11 protein-coding genes are annotated in these 14,733 nt (G+C 51.3%); 2 read left to right on the top strand and 9 right to left on the bottom strand.

Annotated features, from left to right (window positions below):
• Positions 1-16: 16 nt before the first annotated feature.
• From nuoH to lrhA, 8 genes are all read right to left on the bottom strand, one after another.
• The gene (nuoH, locus tag NC856_RS11885; protein ID WP_264090642.1) at positions 17-991 is read right to left on the bottom strand and encodes an NADH-quinone oxidoreductase subunit NuoH; all 975 of its coding nucleotides are present in this window, start codon (positions 989-991) and stop codon (positions 17-19) included.
• Positions 988-3,714, bottom strand: coding sequence for an NADH-quinone oxidoreductase subunit NuoG (nuoG, locus tag NC856_RS11880; RefSeq protein WP_264090641.1), 2,727 nt, complete (start codon positions 3,712-3,714; stop codon positions 988-990). The genes nuoH and nuoG overlap by 4 nt, the downstream gene beginning before the upstream one ends.
• A 142-nt stretch (positions 3,715-3,856) precedes the next feature.
• Positions 3,857-5,206: an NADH-quinone oxidoreductase subunit NuoF gene (gene nuoF, locus NC856_RS11875; protein ID WP_264090640.1), complete on the bottom strand. Its 1,350-nt coding sequence runs from the start codon at positions 5,204-5,206 to the stop codon at positions 3,857-3,859.
• Positions 5,203-5,751 carry an NADH-quinone oxidoreductase subunit NuoE gene (gene nuoE, locus NC856_RS11870; protein ID WP_264090639.1) on the bottom strand — a complete coding sequence of 183 codons (549 nt, stop codon included), beginning with the start codon at positions 5,749-5,751 and terminating at the stop codon, positions 5,203-5,205. The genes nuoF and nuoE overlap by 4 nt, the downstream gene beginning before the upstream one ends.
• A gap of 2 nt (positions 5,752-5,753) precedes the next feature.
• Positions 5,754-7,553: an NADH-quinone oxidoreductase subunit C/D gene (nuoC, locus tag NC856_RS11865; protein ID WP_264090638.1), complete on the bottom strand. Its 1,800-nt coding sequence runs from the start codon at positions 7,551-7,553 to the stop codon at positions 5,754-5,756.
• A gap of 99 nt (positions 7,554-7,652) precedes the next feature.
• Complete coding sequence (locus NC856_RS11860; RefSeq protein WP_009112081.1) at positions 7,653-8,327, bottom strand: NuoB/complex I 20 kDa subunit family protein; 675 nt, start codon at positions 8,325-8,327, stop codon at positions 7,653-7,655.
• A gap of 17 nt (positions 8,328-8,344) precedes the next feature.
• Complete coding sequence (locus tag NC856_RS11855; protein ID WP_264090637.1) at positions 8,345-8,785, bottom strand: NADH-quinone oxidoreductase subunit A; 441 nt, start codon at positions 8,783-8,785, stop codon at positions 8,345-8,347.
• 680 nt (positions 8,786-9,465) lie between these two features.
• On the bottom strand, positions 9,466-10,374 hold the full coding sequence (gene lrhA, locus NC856_RS11850) for a transcriptional regulator LrhA (protein ID WP_264090636.1): 909 nt from the start codon (positions 10,372-10,374) through the stop codon (positions 9,466-9,468).
• Positions 10,375-10,865: 491 nt separating this feature from the next.
• Between lrhA and NC856_RS11845 the strand changes: the two genes are divergently transcribed.
• Together NC856_RS11845 and yfbR are read left to right on the top strand one after the other, a co-directional pair.
• The gene (locus tag NC856_RS11845) at positions 10,866-12,080 is read left to right on the top strand and encodes a pyridoxal phosphate-dependent aminotransferase (protein WP_264090635.1); all 1,215 of its coding nucleotides are present in this window, start codon (positions 10,866-10,868) and stop codon (positions 12,078-12,080) included.
• Between the two features lie 123 nt (positions 12,081-12,203).
• On the top strand, positions 12,204-12,803 hold the full coding sequence (gene yfbR / locus NC856_RS11840; RefSeq protein WP_264090634.1) for a 5'-deoxynucleotidase: 600 nt from the start codon (positions 12,204-12,206) through the stop codon (positions 12,801-12,803).
• Between the two features lie 59 nt (positions 12,804-12,862).
• Here yfbR and NC856_RS11835 read toward each other — a convergent pair whose 3' ends face one another.
• Positions 12,863-14,695, bottom strand: coding sequence for an SLC13 family permease (locus NC856_RS11835; RefSeq protein ID WP_264090633.1), 1,833 nt, complete (start codon positions 14,693-14,695; stop codon positions 12,863-12,865).
• Positions 14,696-14,733: the final 38 nt, after the last annotated feature.

The raw sequence follows: 14,733 nt of genomic DNA, 5'->3' as shown, positions 1-14,733 counted from the left end.
GTTTATTCACCCCTTCTCAAGCGTTGTATAAAATGACGGCGGCAGTCGCCAGCAGGTTCAGCAGCGTTATCGGCAGACAGACTTTCCAGCCGAAAGCCATCACCTGGTCATAACGCGGACGGGGCAACGCGGCACGGATCAGAATGAACATCATCATGAAGAATGCCGTTTTCAGTGCGAACCAGATAAATGGCGGCAACAACGGACCATGCCAGCCCCCAAAGAACAGGGTTACAATCAGTGCGGAAACCGTCACGATACCGATATATTCGCCGACAAAGAACAAACCGAACTTCATACCGGAATATTCAATGTGATAACCATCGGCCAGTTCCTGCTCCGCTTCCGGCTGGTCAAATGGATGGCGGTGACATACCGCGACACCCGCGATAGCAAACGTAATGAAGCCGAAGAATTGCGGGATCACATTCCACAAATGCGCCTGTGAATCCACAATATCGCGCATATTGAATGAGCCGGCCTGCGCCACCACCCCCATCAGGGATAAACCAAGGAACACTTCATAACTCAAGGTTTGCGCGGATGCGCGGACGGCACCCAGCAATGAGTATTTGTTGTTGCTTGACCAGCCGGCAAACAGCACCGCATAAACCGCCAACCCCGCCATCATCAGGAAAAACAGCAGACCGATGTTCAGATCGGAAACGCCCCAGGTGGGACTGATCGGAACAATGGCGAAAGCCAGCAGCAATGAGGTAAACGCGATCATCGGCGCCAGAGTGAAGATGACTTTGTCAGTAAACTTCGGCACCCAGTCTTCTTTGAAGAACATTTTGATCATATCGGCGACAAGCTGTAACGAACCGCCCCAACCTACCCGGTTCGGCCCGTAGCGTCCCTGGAACAGCCCCAGCAGCTTACGTTCGCCCATACTCATGAATGCACCGCAGGTCACGACGACCAACAGGATGACGATCGATTTCCCAACTGAACTCAGAATCTCGATAATTTCCGGTGTAAACCAACTCATTGCGCAGCCTCCCGCAGATTTTCAACGGTTGCGCCCACCAGAACCGGGGCGATACCCGGCAATCCAAGCGGTAAACCAACCTGTCCCTGACTCAGTTCGGCACTTAAACGCAGCGGTAAACGCAGCGTCTGACCCTCACAGGTCAGTTCCACCAGTGCGCCGGCATTGACGCCAAGCGCCGCAGCATCGGACGGATTAACCATCACATAAGGTTCCGGCATACGCTGCTGGATCACCGCCGAACGCTGTGACATTTCATCACTGCCGAACAGGTGGTAATACGGCGCTACCCGCCACTGACCTGACGCGGCGGCAAACGCGGATGGAATAGTATCGAAGTACTCCAGCGCACTTTCACCGGCTTCAATAATACGCACCCCCGGATCGCCGTGGCGCAGATGCCCGCCCACTTCGTCCTGGAATTTGTTCCAGGCCTGCGGTGAGTTCCAGCCTGGCGCCCAGGCAAACGGAATTTGCTGACGTTGTGCGATCGGACTGTTGTTTCCTTCCATTGAGAAAGCAAACATGGTGTCCTTATCCTGCGGCTGACGCGGTTCATGCACGCTGATATTGGCGCGCATCGCCGTACGTCCGCTGGAGCGGTTGGGCGAGCGGGCCAGTTTTTGTCCACGAATACGGAAAGACGCATCCGGTGCGGCCTGTTTGATCGCCGCCAGTTGCGGCAGCGCGCTAACGCAGGCATCAATCACATGATCAAGCGCAGTCCAGTCAGCCTGACGGCGGCTATAGGTAATAAACAGGGAATGCAGCCAACGCCAGCTTTCCAGCATCACGACGTTATCGTTGTAGTAAGCGGGGTCATAAACCTGGAAGAAACGTTGAGCGCGCCCTTCCTGATTAACCAACGTCCCATCGCTTTCAGCGAAACTGGCTGATGAGAAAATCAGGCTGGCTTTATCCATAATCGGAGTACGTTGATGATCCAGAACCAGCAGATTGGCCACTTTTTCCAGCGCGGCGTCAACGCGCGCTGCTGGCGCATGACGGTAGAGATCGTTCTCCAGCACCACCACGCTGTCGGCGTCACCGCTCTCCAACTGGGCAAGCGCCTCATCCAGCGAACCGCCGCCAATCATTGACAGACCGATACTGTTCGCGGCGGAAGCCACAAACGTAATGCCGACATCCGCACCGCGATTTTTCAACGCTTTCACTACATTGGCAGCGGCGGCGATAATCTCTTCACTGCCGGAATTGGTGCCTGAAATGATCAGCGGTTTCTTCGCTCCGGCCAGCGCCTGCGCAATGATATCGACCTTCTGCTCCAGATCAGATGCCAGATCACTCACGCCCGGCGCGTTATCGTCCAGCGCATGGGCGATGGCGAACCCCAACCGCGCTTGATCGGCGACGGGCGCACGATAATTCCAGGCGGCAATGTCATCCAGACGGGTACTATCCACGTTAGTGATGAACAACGGATGCTTGGCATGCTGGCCGATATTCATGATGGCCGCGATTTGCCAGTCAGCCACTTTCTGGGCCGCCGCCATTTCACGCGCCTTGCCTTTCACCGCCTGACGCACGGCCAGCGCAATACGTGCGCCGGTCTGGGTTAAATCTTCGCCCAGAACCAGAACCGCATCGTAACTTTCTATCTCGCGCAGAGCAGGCGTGCGCACACCGCTTTCGCGCAATACCTTCAGCATCAGTTGTAGGCGATTTTGTTCATCCTGCGCGATGCCGGTATAGAAATTCTCCGCCCCCACCAGTTCGCGTAAAGCAAAGTTACTTTCCACGCTGGCGCGGGGCGAACCGATACCGATGGTTTTCTTCGCTCGACGCAGAACATCGGCGGCGCTTTGCAGCGCTTGATCGGCATTCAACGCAACCCAGTCTTCGCCACGACGCAGCAATGGCTGTTGCGGACGATCTTTCAGATTAACGTAACCATAGCCAAAACGACCGCGGTCACATAAGAAGTAGTGGTTTACGCTGCCGTTGAAACGGTTTTCGATGCGCCGCAACTCGCCATAACGCTCGCCGGGACTGGTGTTGCACCCGATGCTGCATTGTTGGCAGATGCTCGGCGCAAACTGCATATCCCATTTACGGTTATAGCGCTCGGAATGCGTCTTGTCAGTAAAGACGCCGGTAGGACAGACTTCAACCAGGTTACCGGAAAATTCGCTTTCCAACGTACCATCTTCGGGACGCCCGAAATAGACGTTGTCATGCGCGCCGTATACGCCGAGATCTTTGCCGTCCGCGTAATCCTTGTAATAACGCACGCAACGATAACAAGCGATGCAGCGGTTCATTTCGTGAGAAATGAAGGGGCCGAGATCCTGATTGCGGTGAGTACGTTTGGTAAAACGATAGCGACGGAAGTTCTGTCCCGTCATGACCGTCATATCTTGCAGATGACAGTTACCGCCTTCCTCACACACCGGGCAATCATGTGGGTGATTGGTCATCAGAAATTCAACTATCGTTTTACGGAATAGCTTCGCTTCTTCGTCCTCAATCGCAATAAACGTTCCCTCTGTGGCGGGTGTCATACATGACATCACCAGTCGACCTCGGGTATCCTCCGCGTTCTGATATTGCTTCACCGCACAAAGGCGGCAGGAACCAACGCTTCCCAGCGCCGGGTGCCAGCAAAAGTAAGGAATATCAAGTCCCAGAGACAGACATGCTTCAAGAAGATTGTCCGCTCCGTTTACTTCATACTCTTTGCCGTCTACATGAATAGTAGCCATAGTCAGCATGCTTCCATAATGGCCCGCGTTGCCACGGGCGCTAATCAAAAATTCTGTTATCGGAGTGGCTTGCTCGCGCCACCCGGCGGATACATTGATTGCATCTCACACTTATCAGGCCCAGTGCTTATCAGGCGGCCTGTCACCAACGCGCTTTCAACAAGTTGGGTTGGATTCCGCCAATCGTTTTAAGGTTACCCAGATATTGTGGAGATATTCCCGCCTCAAATTCTTCCCGGAAATATTTAATGGCGCTTTGTAGCGGTTCAACCGCGCCCGGCGCATGGGCGCAGAAGGTATTGCCGGGACCGAGAAAACGGCATAACTGCTCCAGCGTTTCGATATCCCCCGGTTGCCCTTCACCACGCTCCAACGCACGCAATAGCTTAACGCTCCACGGCAGACCATCCCGGCAAGGCGTACACCAGCCACAGGACTCGCGCGCGAAAAACTCTTCCAGATTACGAGTGAGCGACACCATGTTGATTTCATGATCAACCGCCATCGCCAACGCGGTTCCCAGGCGACTGCCCGCTTTCGCGATATTCTCGAAATCCATTGGCAGATCGAGGTGGCTTTCCGTCAGAAAATCCGTTCCCGCGCCACCTGGCTGCCAGGCTTTGAGTTTTAACCCATCCCGCATTCCGCCAGCATAATCTTCAAGGATTTCACGGGCGGTGGTACCGAATGGCAGTTCCCATAAACCGGGATTTTTGACACGGCCAGAAAATCCCATCAGCTTGGTGCCAGCATCTTTACTCTTGCCCGCCGAAAGCCCCTGATACCAGGCTGCGCCATGCTCAATGATCGCCGGCACATTACATAGCGTTTCAACGTTGTTTACGCAGGTCGGCTTGCCCCAGGCGCCGGCGGAGGCCGGGAAAGGCGGTTTGGAACGCGGATTGGCGCGACGGCCTTCCAGCGAATTGATCAGCGCTGTTTCTTCGCCGCAGATATAACGCCCCGCGCCGGTGTGGACGAACAACTCGAAATCAAATCCGCTGCCCAGAATATTTTTTCCCAGCAACCCCGCGTCTTTCGCCTCTTCAATCGCACGGCGTAAATTCACCGCCGCCTCAATATACTCGCCGCGCAGGAAGATATAGCCACGATAGGCTTTTAACGCAAACGCGCTAATTAGCATGCCTTCCACCAGCAGGTGCGGCAGTTGCTCCATCAAAAGGCGGTCTTTGTATGTTCCCGGCTCCATTTCATCCGCGTTGCACAGCAGATAACGGATATTCATGCTTTCATCTTTCGGCATCAGGCTCCATTTCAGCCCTGTCGAAAAGCCAGCACCGCCGCGCCCTTTCAGCCCGGCCTCTTTAACCAGAGAAACCACCTCATCCTGCGCCATACCATCTAATACTTTTTTCGCACCGGCATAGCCGTTTTTGCTGCGATATTCATCCAACCATACCGGCTGTTTATCTTCACGCAAACGCCAGGTCAGAGGATGCTGCTCAGCAGTCAGGACAATGTTTTTACTCATTGATACTGCTCCAATAACGATTCAATATCTTCAGGCTTCACCTGGCTGTGGGTATCTTCGTCAATCATCATTGACGGCCCCTTGTCACAGTTCCCCAGACAGCAGGTCGGCAATAAGGTGAAACGTCCGTCAAAGGTCGTCTGGCCCGGCTTGATGCTGAGCTTGCGCTCCAATGCGGCCTGAACGCCCTGGTAGCCATTGATATGGCACACCACGCTGTCGCAATAGCGGATAATGTGACGCCCAACCGGTTGACGGAAAATCTGGCTATAGAATGTCGCCACACCTTCAACATCGCTGGCAGGAATGCCAAGTACATCGGCAATGGCATGGATGGCGCCATCAGGTACCCAACCACGCTGCTTCTGCACGATTTTCAGCGCTTCAATGGAGGCCGCGCGAGCATCTTCATAATGGTGTTTTTCGTGTTCAATCGCGTCACGCTCAGCGTCGCTCAACACAAAAACGTCTTCTTTCGTCAGTGAATCGGCGGCGGGTTGCCCGTGAGCGTCGATATGATCGTGAGTGTTGTTGTGATCATGCATAATTAGCGGTCCACATCTGACATGACAAAATCAATACTGCCGAGGTAAACGATCAAGTCGGATACCAGACATCCGCGGATGACAGATGGAATCTGTTGCAGATGCGCGTAACTCGGCGTGCGAATACGGGTACGGTAGCTCATGGTGCCGCCGTCACTGGTCAGGTAGTAGCTATTGATGCCTTTAGTTGCCTCAATCATCTGGAATGATTCATTGGCGGGCATTACCGGCCCCCACGAAACTTGGAGGAAGTGGTTAATCAGGGTATCAATATGCTGCAACGTGCGTTCTTTCGGCGGCGGCGTGGTCAGCGGATGATCCGCCTTGAACGGGCCTTCCGGCATGTTATTCAGACACTGTTCCAGAATGCGCAGACTTTGACGCAGTTCTTCGACTTTCAGCATCACACGGCTGTAGCAGTCACTGATGCCATTGCCGACCGGCACTTCAAAGTCAAAGTTTTCGTAGCCGGAATACGGACGGCGCTTACGGATGTCAAAATCAATACCGGTGGCGCGTAGCCCCGCGCCGGTGACGCCCCACTCCAATGCTTCTTTCGCATTGTAGGCGCCAACGCCCTGAGTACGACCTTTCAGAATAGTGTTCTGCAAGGCAGCTTTGACATAGGTATTAAGACGAGCGGGCATCCAGTCGAGGAATTCACGCAACAAACGCTCCCAGCCACGTGGCAGATCATGCGCTACCCCACCGATGCGGAACCATGCCGGGTGCATACGAAAACCGGTAATCGCTTCAATCAGATCGTAAATCTTCTGACGATCGGTGAACAAGAAGAAGATCGGCGTCATCGCGCCGACGTCCTGGATGTACGTCCCGATATACAACAGGTGGCTATTGATACGGAACAGTTCGGACAACATGACGCGGATCGTCTTGACACGGTCCGGCACTTCAATACCCGCCAGTTTCTCCACGGCCAACACATAAGGCATCTCATTGACGCAGCCGCCCAGATATTCGACGCGGTCGGTGTAAGGAATATAGCTGTGCCAGGATTGACGCTCGCCCATTTTTTCCGCGCCGCGGTGGTGGTATCCCACATCCGGCACGCAGTCGAGTATTTCTTCACCGTCCAATTGCAGAATCAGACGGAAAGCGCCATGCGACGAGGGGTGGTTCGGCCCCATGTTGAGGAACATGAAATCCTCGTTTTCGGTGCCGCGCTTCATACCCCAGTCTTCAGGCTTAAACGTCAGCGACTCCATTTCCAGATCTTCTTTCTGCTTGGTCAGCACGAAAGGATCGAATTCAGTGGCGCGCGCCGGATAGTCTTTGCGTAACGGATGGCCTTCCCAGGTAAGCGGCATCATGATGCGCGTCAAATGCGGGTGACCATCAAAGGTTATACCGAACATTTCCCAAGTTTCCCGCTCATACCAGTTGGCATTGGGGAACAGATTAGTCATGGTCGGCAAGTGCATGTCATTTTCGACCAGAGCGACTTTCAACATGATATCGCGATTGCGATCGATGGAAATCAGATGGTAAAAAACAGAGAAATCAGCAGCAGGCAAACCATCACGATGGGTTCGCAAACGCTCGTCCATGCCGTGTAAATCAAACAGCATCACATAAGGCTTAGGCTGTTTTTTCAGAAAAGACACCACTTCCAGTAATTGCTCGCGCTTGATCCACACCACGGGAACCCCGGTACGCGTGGCCTGCACAGTAAAAGAGTCGGGCCCAAAACGGTTACACAGTTCGCCGATAACCGGATCATCGAGGTGATCGCGAGTTTGCCAGGCAGGCAGAGCGAGATCGTGCGTCGTTAAATCTGTCATAAATATGTCACCACATTAAATGTGCTATTTCTGTATCTGAATTAAGGTCGCACTCTGTTATCAAGATATTATGCGGCCGCAAAATTCGTCATTAACAGGTCAAATCTCATCGGGAGAACGCAGGTTGGTCACTGCGATACGCTCACCGCGTTTACGTTCCCGTTCAGACTGCATATTGGCACGATAAACCCCCTGTTCTCCCACCGTCCATGAAAGAGGGCGACGTTCTTTGCCGATTGATTCCTGTAATAGCAACAGCGCTTGCATATAGGCTTCAGGTCGTGGTGGACAGCCGGGGATATAAACGTCGACAGGAAGGAATTTATCAACGCCCTGTACAACGGAGTAAATATCGTACATGCCGCCGGAATTCGCACAGGCTCCCATGGAAATAACCCATTTGGGCTCAAGCATTTGCTCATACAGACGCTGGATGACCGGCGCCATTTTAGTAAAGACGGTTCCGGCGACAACCATAAAGTCCGCCTGGCGGGGCGAGGCGCGAATAACTTCGGAACCGAAACGCGCAACGTCGTGTACGGCAGTAAAGGAGGTTGTCATTTCCACGTAACAACAGGAAAGACCGAAGTTATAGGGCCAAAGCGAGTTTTTACGACCCCAGTTCACCGTATCGTGAAGTGCATGTTCCAGCTTGCCCATGTAAACACTGCGGTGAACATGCTGCTCCAGAGGGTCGGAAACGATCTCCTGCCGTTGCAGGGGATAACGGTCATTCTCGCCGTCCGGCTCTATGCGGGTGAGCGTATAGTCCATCTTAAAATGCCTCGCTGTTACTGCGGATGAGTGTCGGTAGTGTTGATCATGTCTGATTTAACGACTTGTCGTTTGGAACGAACAGGAGTCCAGTCCAGCGCCCCGATACGTACCAGATAAATCAAACCCGCCAACAGCACCAAAATGAAAATGGTTGCTTCGATAAAGCCAATCCAGCCGCTCTCTTTAATAGAGACGGCCCAGGCATAGAGATACAAGGCTTCAACATCGAAGATCACAAAAAACATGGCAACCAGGTAAAATTTCGCGGACAGGCGCAACCGCGCTGATCCCACCGCATCAATACCCGATTCATAAGGCGTGTTTTTAGCTCTGGCCCTTGCTCTCCCACCCAGCAAGAACCCCCCTGCCAGCATGAAACCGCACAGACCCACGGCAATGATAAGAAATAGTGCAAACGCCCAATGGTGGGCGAGGACTTCAGTAGTTGTTGACATACTCTTTGCTTACTCATCAAAAGTGGCGAGTAATACATCTGCTCTTTTTCCGGCAGTTAATACACCACATCGATTAAAAGGAAGGATTAATAACCACATGGAAAGCACGGAAACGTATCAGGTTACGGCATTCAATATGGTTGAGCCCCTAATTTTGCAACCTTTTTTACAACCTTACTAAAAATAACAGTACATTACTTTACATGCACGCATTTTTGTTAACACTTTATGTCCTTATGTTGCGCTAAATCGAGTCAGTCGGACGGTTCGTTAACAATTTGCGACTTGTAACGCAATACCAGTTTGCAAGGGTCACTATACCATTTCCGCAAGGAATGCCCGTTCCCCCATAAGGTTAATAGGGTTATTTTTTGATCCAGCACACATTTTTTTCAGTTTAGTTATTAAAAAAATTAGCGGGGTCAACATGAGGCAGAAGGAGAATTTCGGAGACAACCAATTAAAAAAATAAAACCATTGTTTTATAAAAAATAAAATATTGCGACCCCATATCTATGCGCTTATCCATCTACCGAGAATAATGATAGAAAATCGGGATAACTGCTGTTTACACGTATCAGCAATCCGTCGCCATACATCCGGGCGATATCCATGTTGCCCGAATAATGGTCACATTTTGATAGCATTTTTCAGCGATGGAAACGAACAGACGTCATGCTTTACAGCTTATCCTGTGTCGTTATCGCCGGGATCACATGCGATTTATTCCCTGACTCAATCACACTGAAAATGGCGGATGCCAGATCATTTTCATGATGCGGGTTTCTGCACAGAAAATAACGGGTTTCAGGCAGTTTAGGTAATCCTTCCTCCTCCCCCAGCACTTTCAATTCCGGGCTCATCATCTCCACCGAACGCAGCGTCACCCCAAGCCCTGCTTTAACGGCAGCACGTACCGCCGATAACGTGGATGCCACATAAGAAATCTTCCAGGGTATTCCTGCCGCTTTCAGGCTTTCCAGGGCTAATGTCCGAAAAGGACTCGGTTCATCCAATACCACCAGTGGAATCGGTTCTTCCGGTCTGAATTGATAATCCGCGGCGCAATACCATAATGTTGGCGAACTGCGTAATAAGATATGAGGAAAACCAACGCTATTCATCGTGGTAATCACCAAATCAATTTCGCCCTCATGTAGCATTTCCAACATTTCCGTACTGCGCTTTACACTTACCGCTATGGATAATTTGGGAAAAACAGAAGTCACCCGATGCAGAATATAAGGGAGAATGGTATCAGCAGTGTCATCAGAGGCGCCGATCGTCAATGTTCCCTGAATATCGCTATACATTAATGAGGTACAAGCTTCATCATTGAATTGCAATATTTTTCTGGCGTATCCCAAAAACTGGATACCATGTTCGGTTAGCTGTTTATTACGTCCATGCCGGGCAAACAACTCCTTTCCGATGAGTTGTTCTAAACGTTGCATTTGCTGGCTGACAGCCGATTGTGTCCGGCTTACAGCAACTGCGGCGGCGGCAAAGGTGTTTAAATCCGCAACAGCGACAAATGTTCTCAATAGATCAAGATCGAGATTAAGTACTGGTCGATTTGCATTGGTCATACGATTTTCACTTATCTATTTTAATTTTTAACAAAGCATTCCTGGTGTTTTATTACATGTTGGGAACAGCCCATACACTTGAAGACACTATCGCAGACGCACCATAAGGGCAAAAAAATACTTATATTTCGTTACTCCTATCGTCTTTTTCAATTGATGGATCGTCTTTATTTTAAATGACTCACCCACTTTGATGTTTACAAAATAAAATACATCTTCTTTTTTCACCCTGTAAAATAAAGAATTCCCGTTATTTAAATAACCTGAAACCGGTTGTCTTAGAGAAAAGATTTTTAGTCTGTCTAAAATCCGTCTTCAGACTTACCTTATCTCACCCTCGAACCAGCACGCAATACCATAGTGCAATAGCGCTGACATTTGCAGATAAAGCGATAAACATTCTTCAAAAGGCACTACAGGAGGAGTACATTAAGCCGGTTATGCTATTCCACCCAGGAATACGCTTTTCCCGCAAAAGGTTTGTGATATTTATGTCCCCGATTGAAAAATCCAAGAAACTGGAGAATGTTTGCTATGACATCCGTGGTCCAGTTCTCAAGGAAGCCAAACGACTTGAAGAAGAAGGCAACAAAGTCCTCAAACTGAACATTGGCAATCCAGCGCCTTTCGGCTTTGAAGCCCCGGATGAAATCCTCGTTGACGTTATCCGCAATTTACCGACAGCGCAAGGATACTGTGACTCAAAAGGTCTGTATTCCGCGCGTAAAGCCATCATCCAGCACTATCAAGCCAGGGATATGCGCGATCTGACGGTAGAAGACGTTTATATCGGCAACGGGGTTTCCGAATTGATTGTGCAATCCATGCAGGCGCTACTCAACAGCGGCGACGAGATGCTGGTCCCGGCGCCGGACTATCCGCTGTGGACCGCTGCCGTATCCCTTTCCAACGGGCATGCCGTGCATTATCTCTGCGATGAGCAAGCAGACTGGTTTCCCGATCTGGATGACATTCGCCAAAAAATCACGCCGCGTACCCGTGGTATTGTTATCATCAATCCCAATAACCCGACCGGCGCGGTGTATAGCAAAGCAGTGCTGCTTGAGATCGTGGCCATCGCCCGCGAACATAACCTGATTATTTTCGCTGACGAAATCTATGACAAAATTCTTTATGATGATGCCCAACACCATTCTATCGCTGCATTGGCGCCCGACCTGCTGACCGTTACTTTTAACGGCTTATCAAAAACCTACCGGGTCGCCGGTTTCCGTCAAGGCTGGATGGTATTGAATGGCCCGAAAAAGCATGCCAAAGGCTACATTGAAGGGTTGGAGATGCTCGCATCAATGCGGCTGTGCGCCAACGTGCCGATGCAGCACGCCATTCAAACCGCGCTTGGCGGCTATCAGAGCATCAGCGAATTTATCCAACCCGGCGGACGGTTGTATGAACAGCGTCATCGCGCATGGGAACTGCTCAATCAAATCCCCGGCGTATCCTGCGTCAAACCCAGCGGCGCGCTCTACCTGTTCCCGCGTATTGATGCCAAACGCTTTAATATCCACGACGACCAGAAGCTGGTTCTGGATCTGCTGTTGCAGGAGAAAGTGCTGCTGGTGCAGGGGACCGCGTTTAACTGGCCTTATCCTGATCATGTGCGTATCGTGACATTGCCGCGTATCGACGAACTGGACATGGCCGTCCATAAACTCGGACGTTTTCTGGAAGGTTATCATCAATAACCGTGCCTATCGCCGGATAGCGCGCTATCCGGCGATAGTTTGTCTGGTGATAGTTTGCTGATTGCATAATCGCGCCCAAGTGCTCACAATGAATTTCCATCGCGCTGTTGTCTGAGAGATGTCATGAATCAGAGTCACTTTTTTGCTCATTTATCCCGCCTTAAACTCATCAGTCGCTGGCCGCTGATGCGAAACGTCCGCACAGAAAATGTCTCTGAACATAGTTTACAGGTGGCTTTTGTCGCCCATGCTCTGGCAGTGATTAAAAACCGCAAGTTCAATGGCGCCCTGAATGCGGAACGGATTGCTCTGCTGGCGATGTACCACGATGCCAGCGAAGTGTTGACCGGGGATATGCCGACGCCAATCAAGTATTACAATGCGCAGATTGCCCATGAATACAAAAAAATTGAGAAGATCGCACAGCAAAAACTGATTGCCATGCTGCCGGAAGAATTACAGCAGGATTACCGAACGCTGCTGGATGAACACTATATGAGCGAACACGAACGGGCGATTGTCAAACAAGCCGATGCGCTTTGCGCCTATCTGAAGTGTCTGGAAGAACTATCCGCGGGCAACACGGAATTTACGCTGGCTAAAGCCCGGTTAGAGAAAACCTTGCAGCTACGACACAGCCCGGAAATGGACTATTTTATGAACGTATTCATTCCGAGCTTCAGTCTGTCTCTGGATGAAATCAGCCAGGACTCTCCGCTGTAACCTTATTATATTGCCCCCCATTACCAGGAGCCAGATTACGCCTTTCTGATACGGTAAGATCAGAAAGGGTATAGCCACGGCACCATCATCACACTGACAATCATCACCAGGATGGTGAACGGCACCCCGATACGGATAAAATCGCCAAATTTGTATCCCCCCGGCACCATCACCAGCGTATTGACTGGCGATGACACCGGCGTCATAAACGCCGCGGAAGCGGCTATAGCAATAATCATGGCGAACGGATAAGGCGAAACCTCCATCTGTTTCGCGGCGGCGATCGCAATCGGCGCCATTAACACCGCCGTCGCGGTATTTGAGATAAACAATCCGATAACCGCACAAAGTATAAACAGACAAACCAGCATGACATGAGGCCCTGCCGCACCAGCAATATCCATCAATCCATTAACGATCAATGTCACACCACCGGTTTGCTGCAAAGCGAGTGCAAACGGCATCATACCCACAATCAGGATAATACTGGGCCAGTGGATTGCACGATAGGCGGCTTCCATATCAATGCAGCGGAACTTACCCATCAATAAACAGGCGATCAACGCCGCAATTGCATTTGGTATTTCATCCGTCAGCATCATGGCGACCATCAGCGCGAGACAAAATAACGCATGGGGCGCCTGACTGACCGCCGGGGCGACATCATCCACTTCCGCAGGTAAACTCAACAACAGAAAGTCGTTTTTCTGCGTATGTAATTGCCGGATCATTCGCCAGTCGCCAATGACCAGCAAGATGTCGCCGAGTTGCAGTTGCTCATCCGCCAAAATCCCTTCTATCGCTTCCCCAGCACGGCGAATGCCAACCACGCTCAAGCCATAACGACTGCGGAATCCCACCTCATAGAGCGTTTTTCCCAGCAGTTCGGAATCGGGAATCAAGGATACTTCCGCCATGCCGACATCACGCGCCTGCTCTGAGAAATACTCCCCACGCAGCACCATCGGTTCCAGATGCTGTGAAGTACAGAATTCGCGTAGATCAATATCCGACGTCGACATATCGATCAACAGGACATCATTCAGATAAAGCTCGGTATTGCCCGCCACGCTGACCATCACACGGCGGAACTTCCGCCAGCGCTCAATCCCGACGACATTGGCGCCATAACGCTGACGCAGGCGCAGATCGTCCAGACGATGGCCAATCAGTGGGGAACCGGGAAGGATCGCCAGACGGCGCGCCCTGCCCGTTAGCTTGTAATATCGAATCAGGTCACGGAATGTTTTTCTTTTCCAGGATTCGTTAGACGCTGCCGTTTCCGCACCGCTGAGCCAATAGCGCGCCACCATCATGTAGAGCACGCCAATCAATAACACCACCATGCCGATTGGCGTCACGCTGAAAAAACCAAATCCTTCGATGCCTTCACGCACCAACTCGCTGCTGACCACCATATTGGGTGGTGTAGCCACCAGCGTCATCATCCCGCTGATTAGTCCGGCAAAGCTCAACGGCATCATCAATCTGCCGGGTGATGTTTTCATCCGGGCGGAAACGCTCAGCACGACAGGAATAAAGATTGCCACCACGCCGGTTGAGCTCATAAATGCGCCCAACATGGCAACGGTCACCATCAGCAATACCAACATTTTGATTTCACTACTGCCCGCGACCCGTACCAGCCAGTCGCCCACCTGGTAGGCAACGCCGGTACGCACCAACCCTTCGCCAATAACAAACAGTGCGGCAATCAGGATCACATTAGGATCGCTGAAGCCCACCAGCGCCTGAGGCAAGGTCAGCGTTCCACTCAAAACAAAAGCGATAATGACCAATAGCGCAACGACATCCATGCGTAATTTATTGGTGGTAAACAACACAATGGCGATCAGCAACAGGGATAAAACCCAGAGAAGTTCGCTATTCAATACGGTTCCCCTGACGCAAAGTATTCATTGATAGGAAT

The organism is Brenneria izbisi (genome assembly GCF_025840185.1).
Classification (GTDB): Bacteria; Pseudomonadota; Gammaproteobacteria; order Enterobacterales; family Enterobacteriaceae; genus Brenneria; species Brenneria izbisi.
This window is presented reverse-complemented; position numbering and strand designations above follow the sequence as displayed.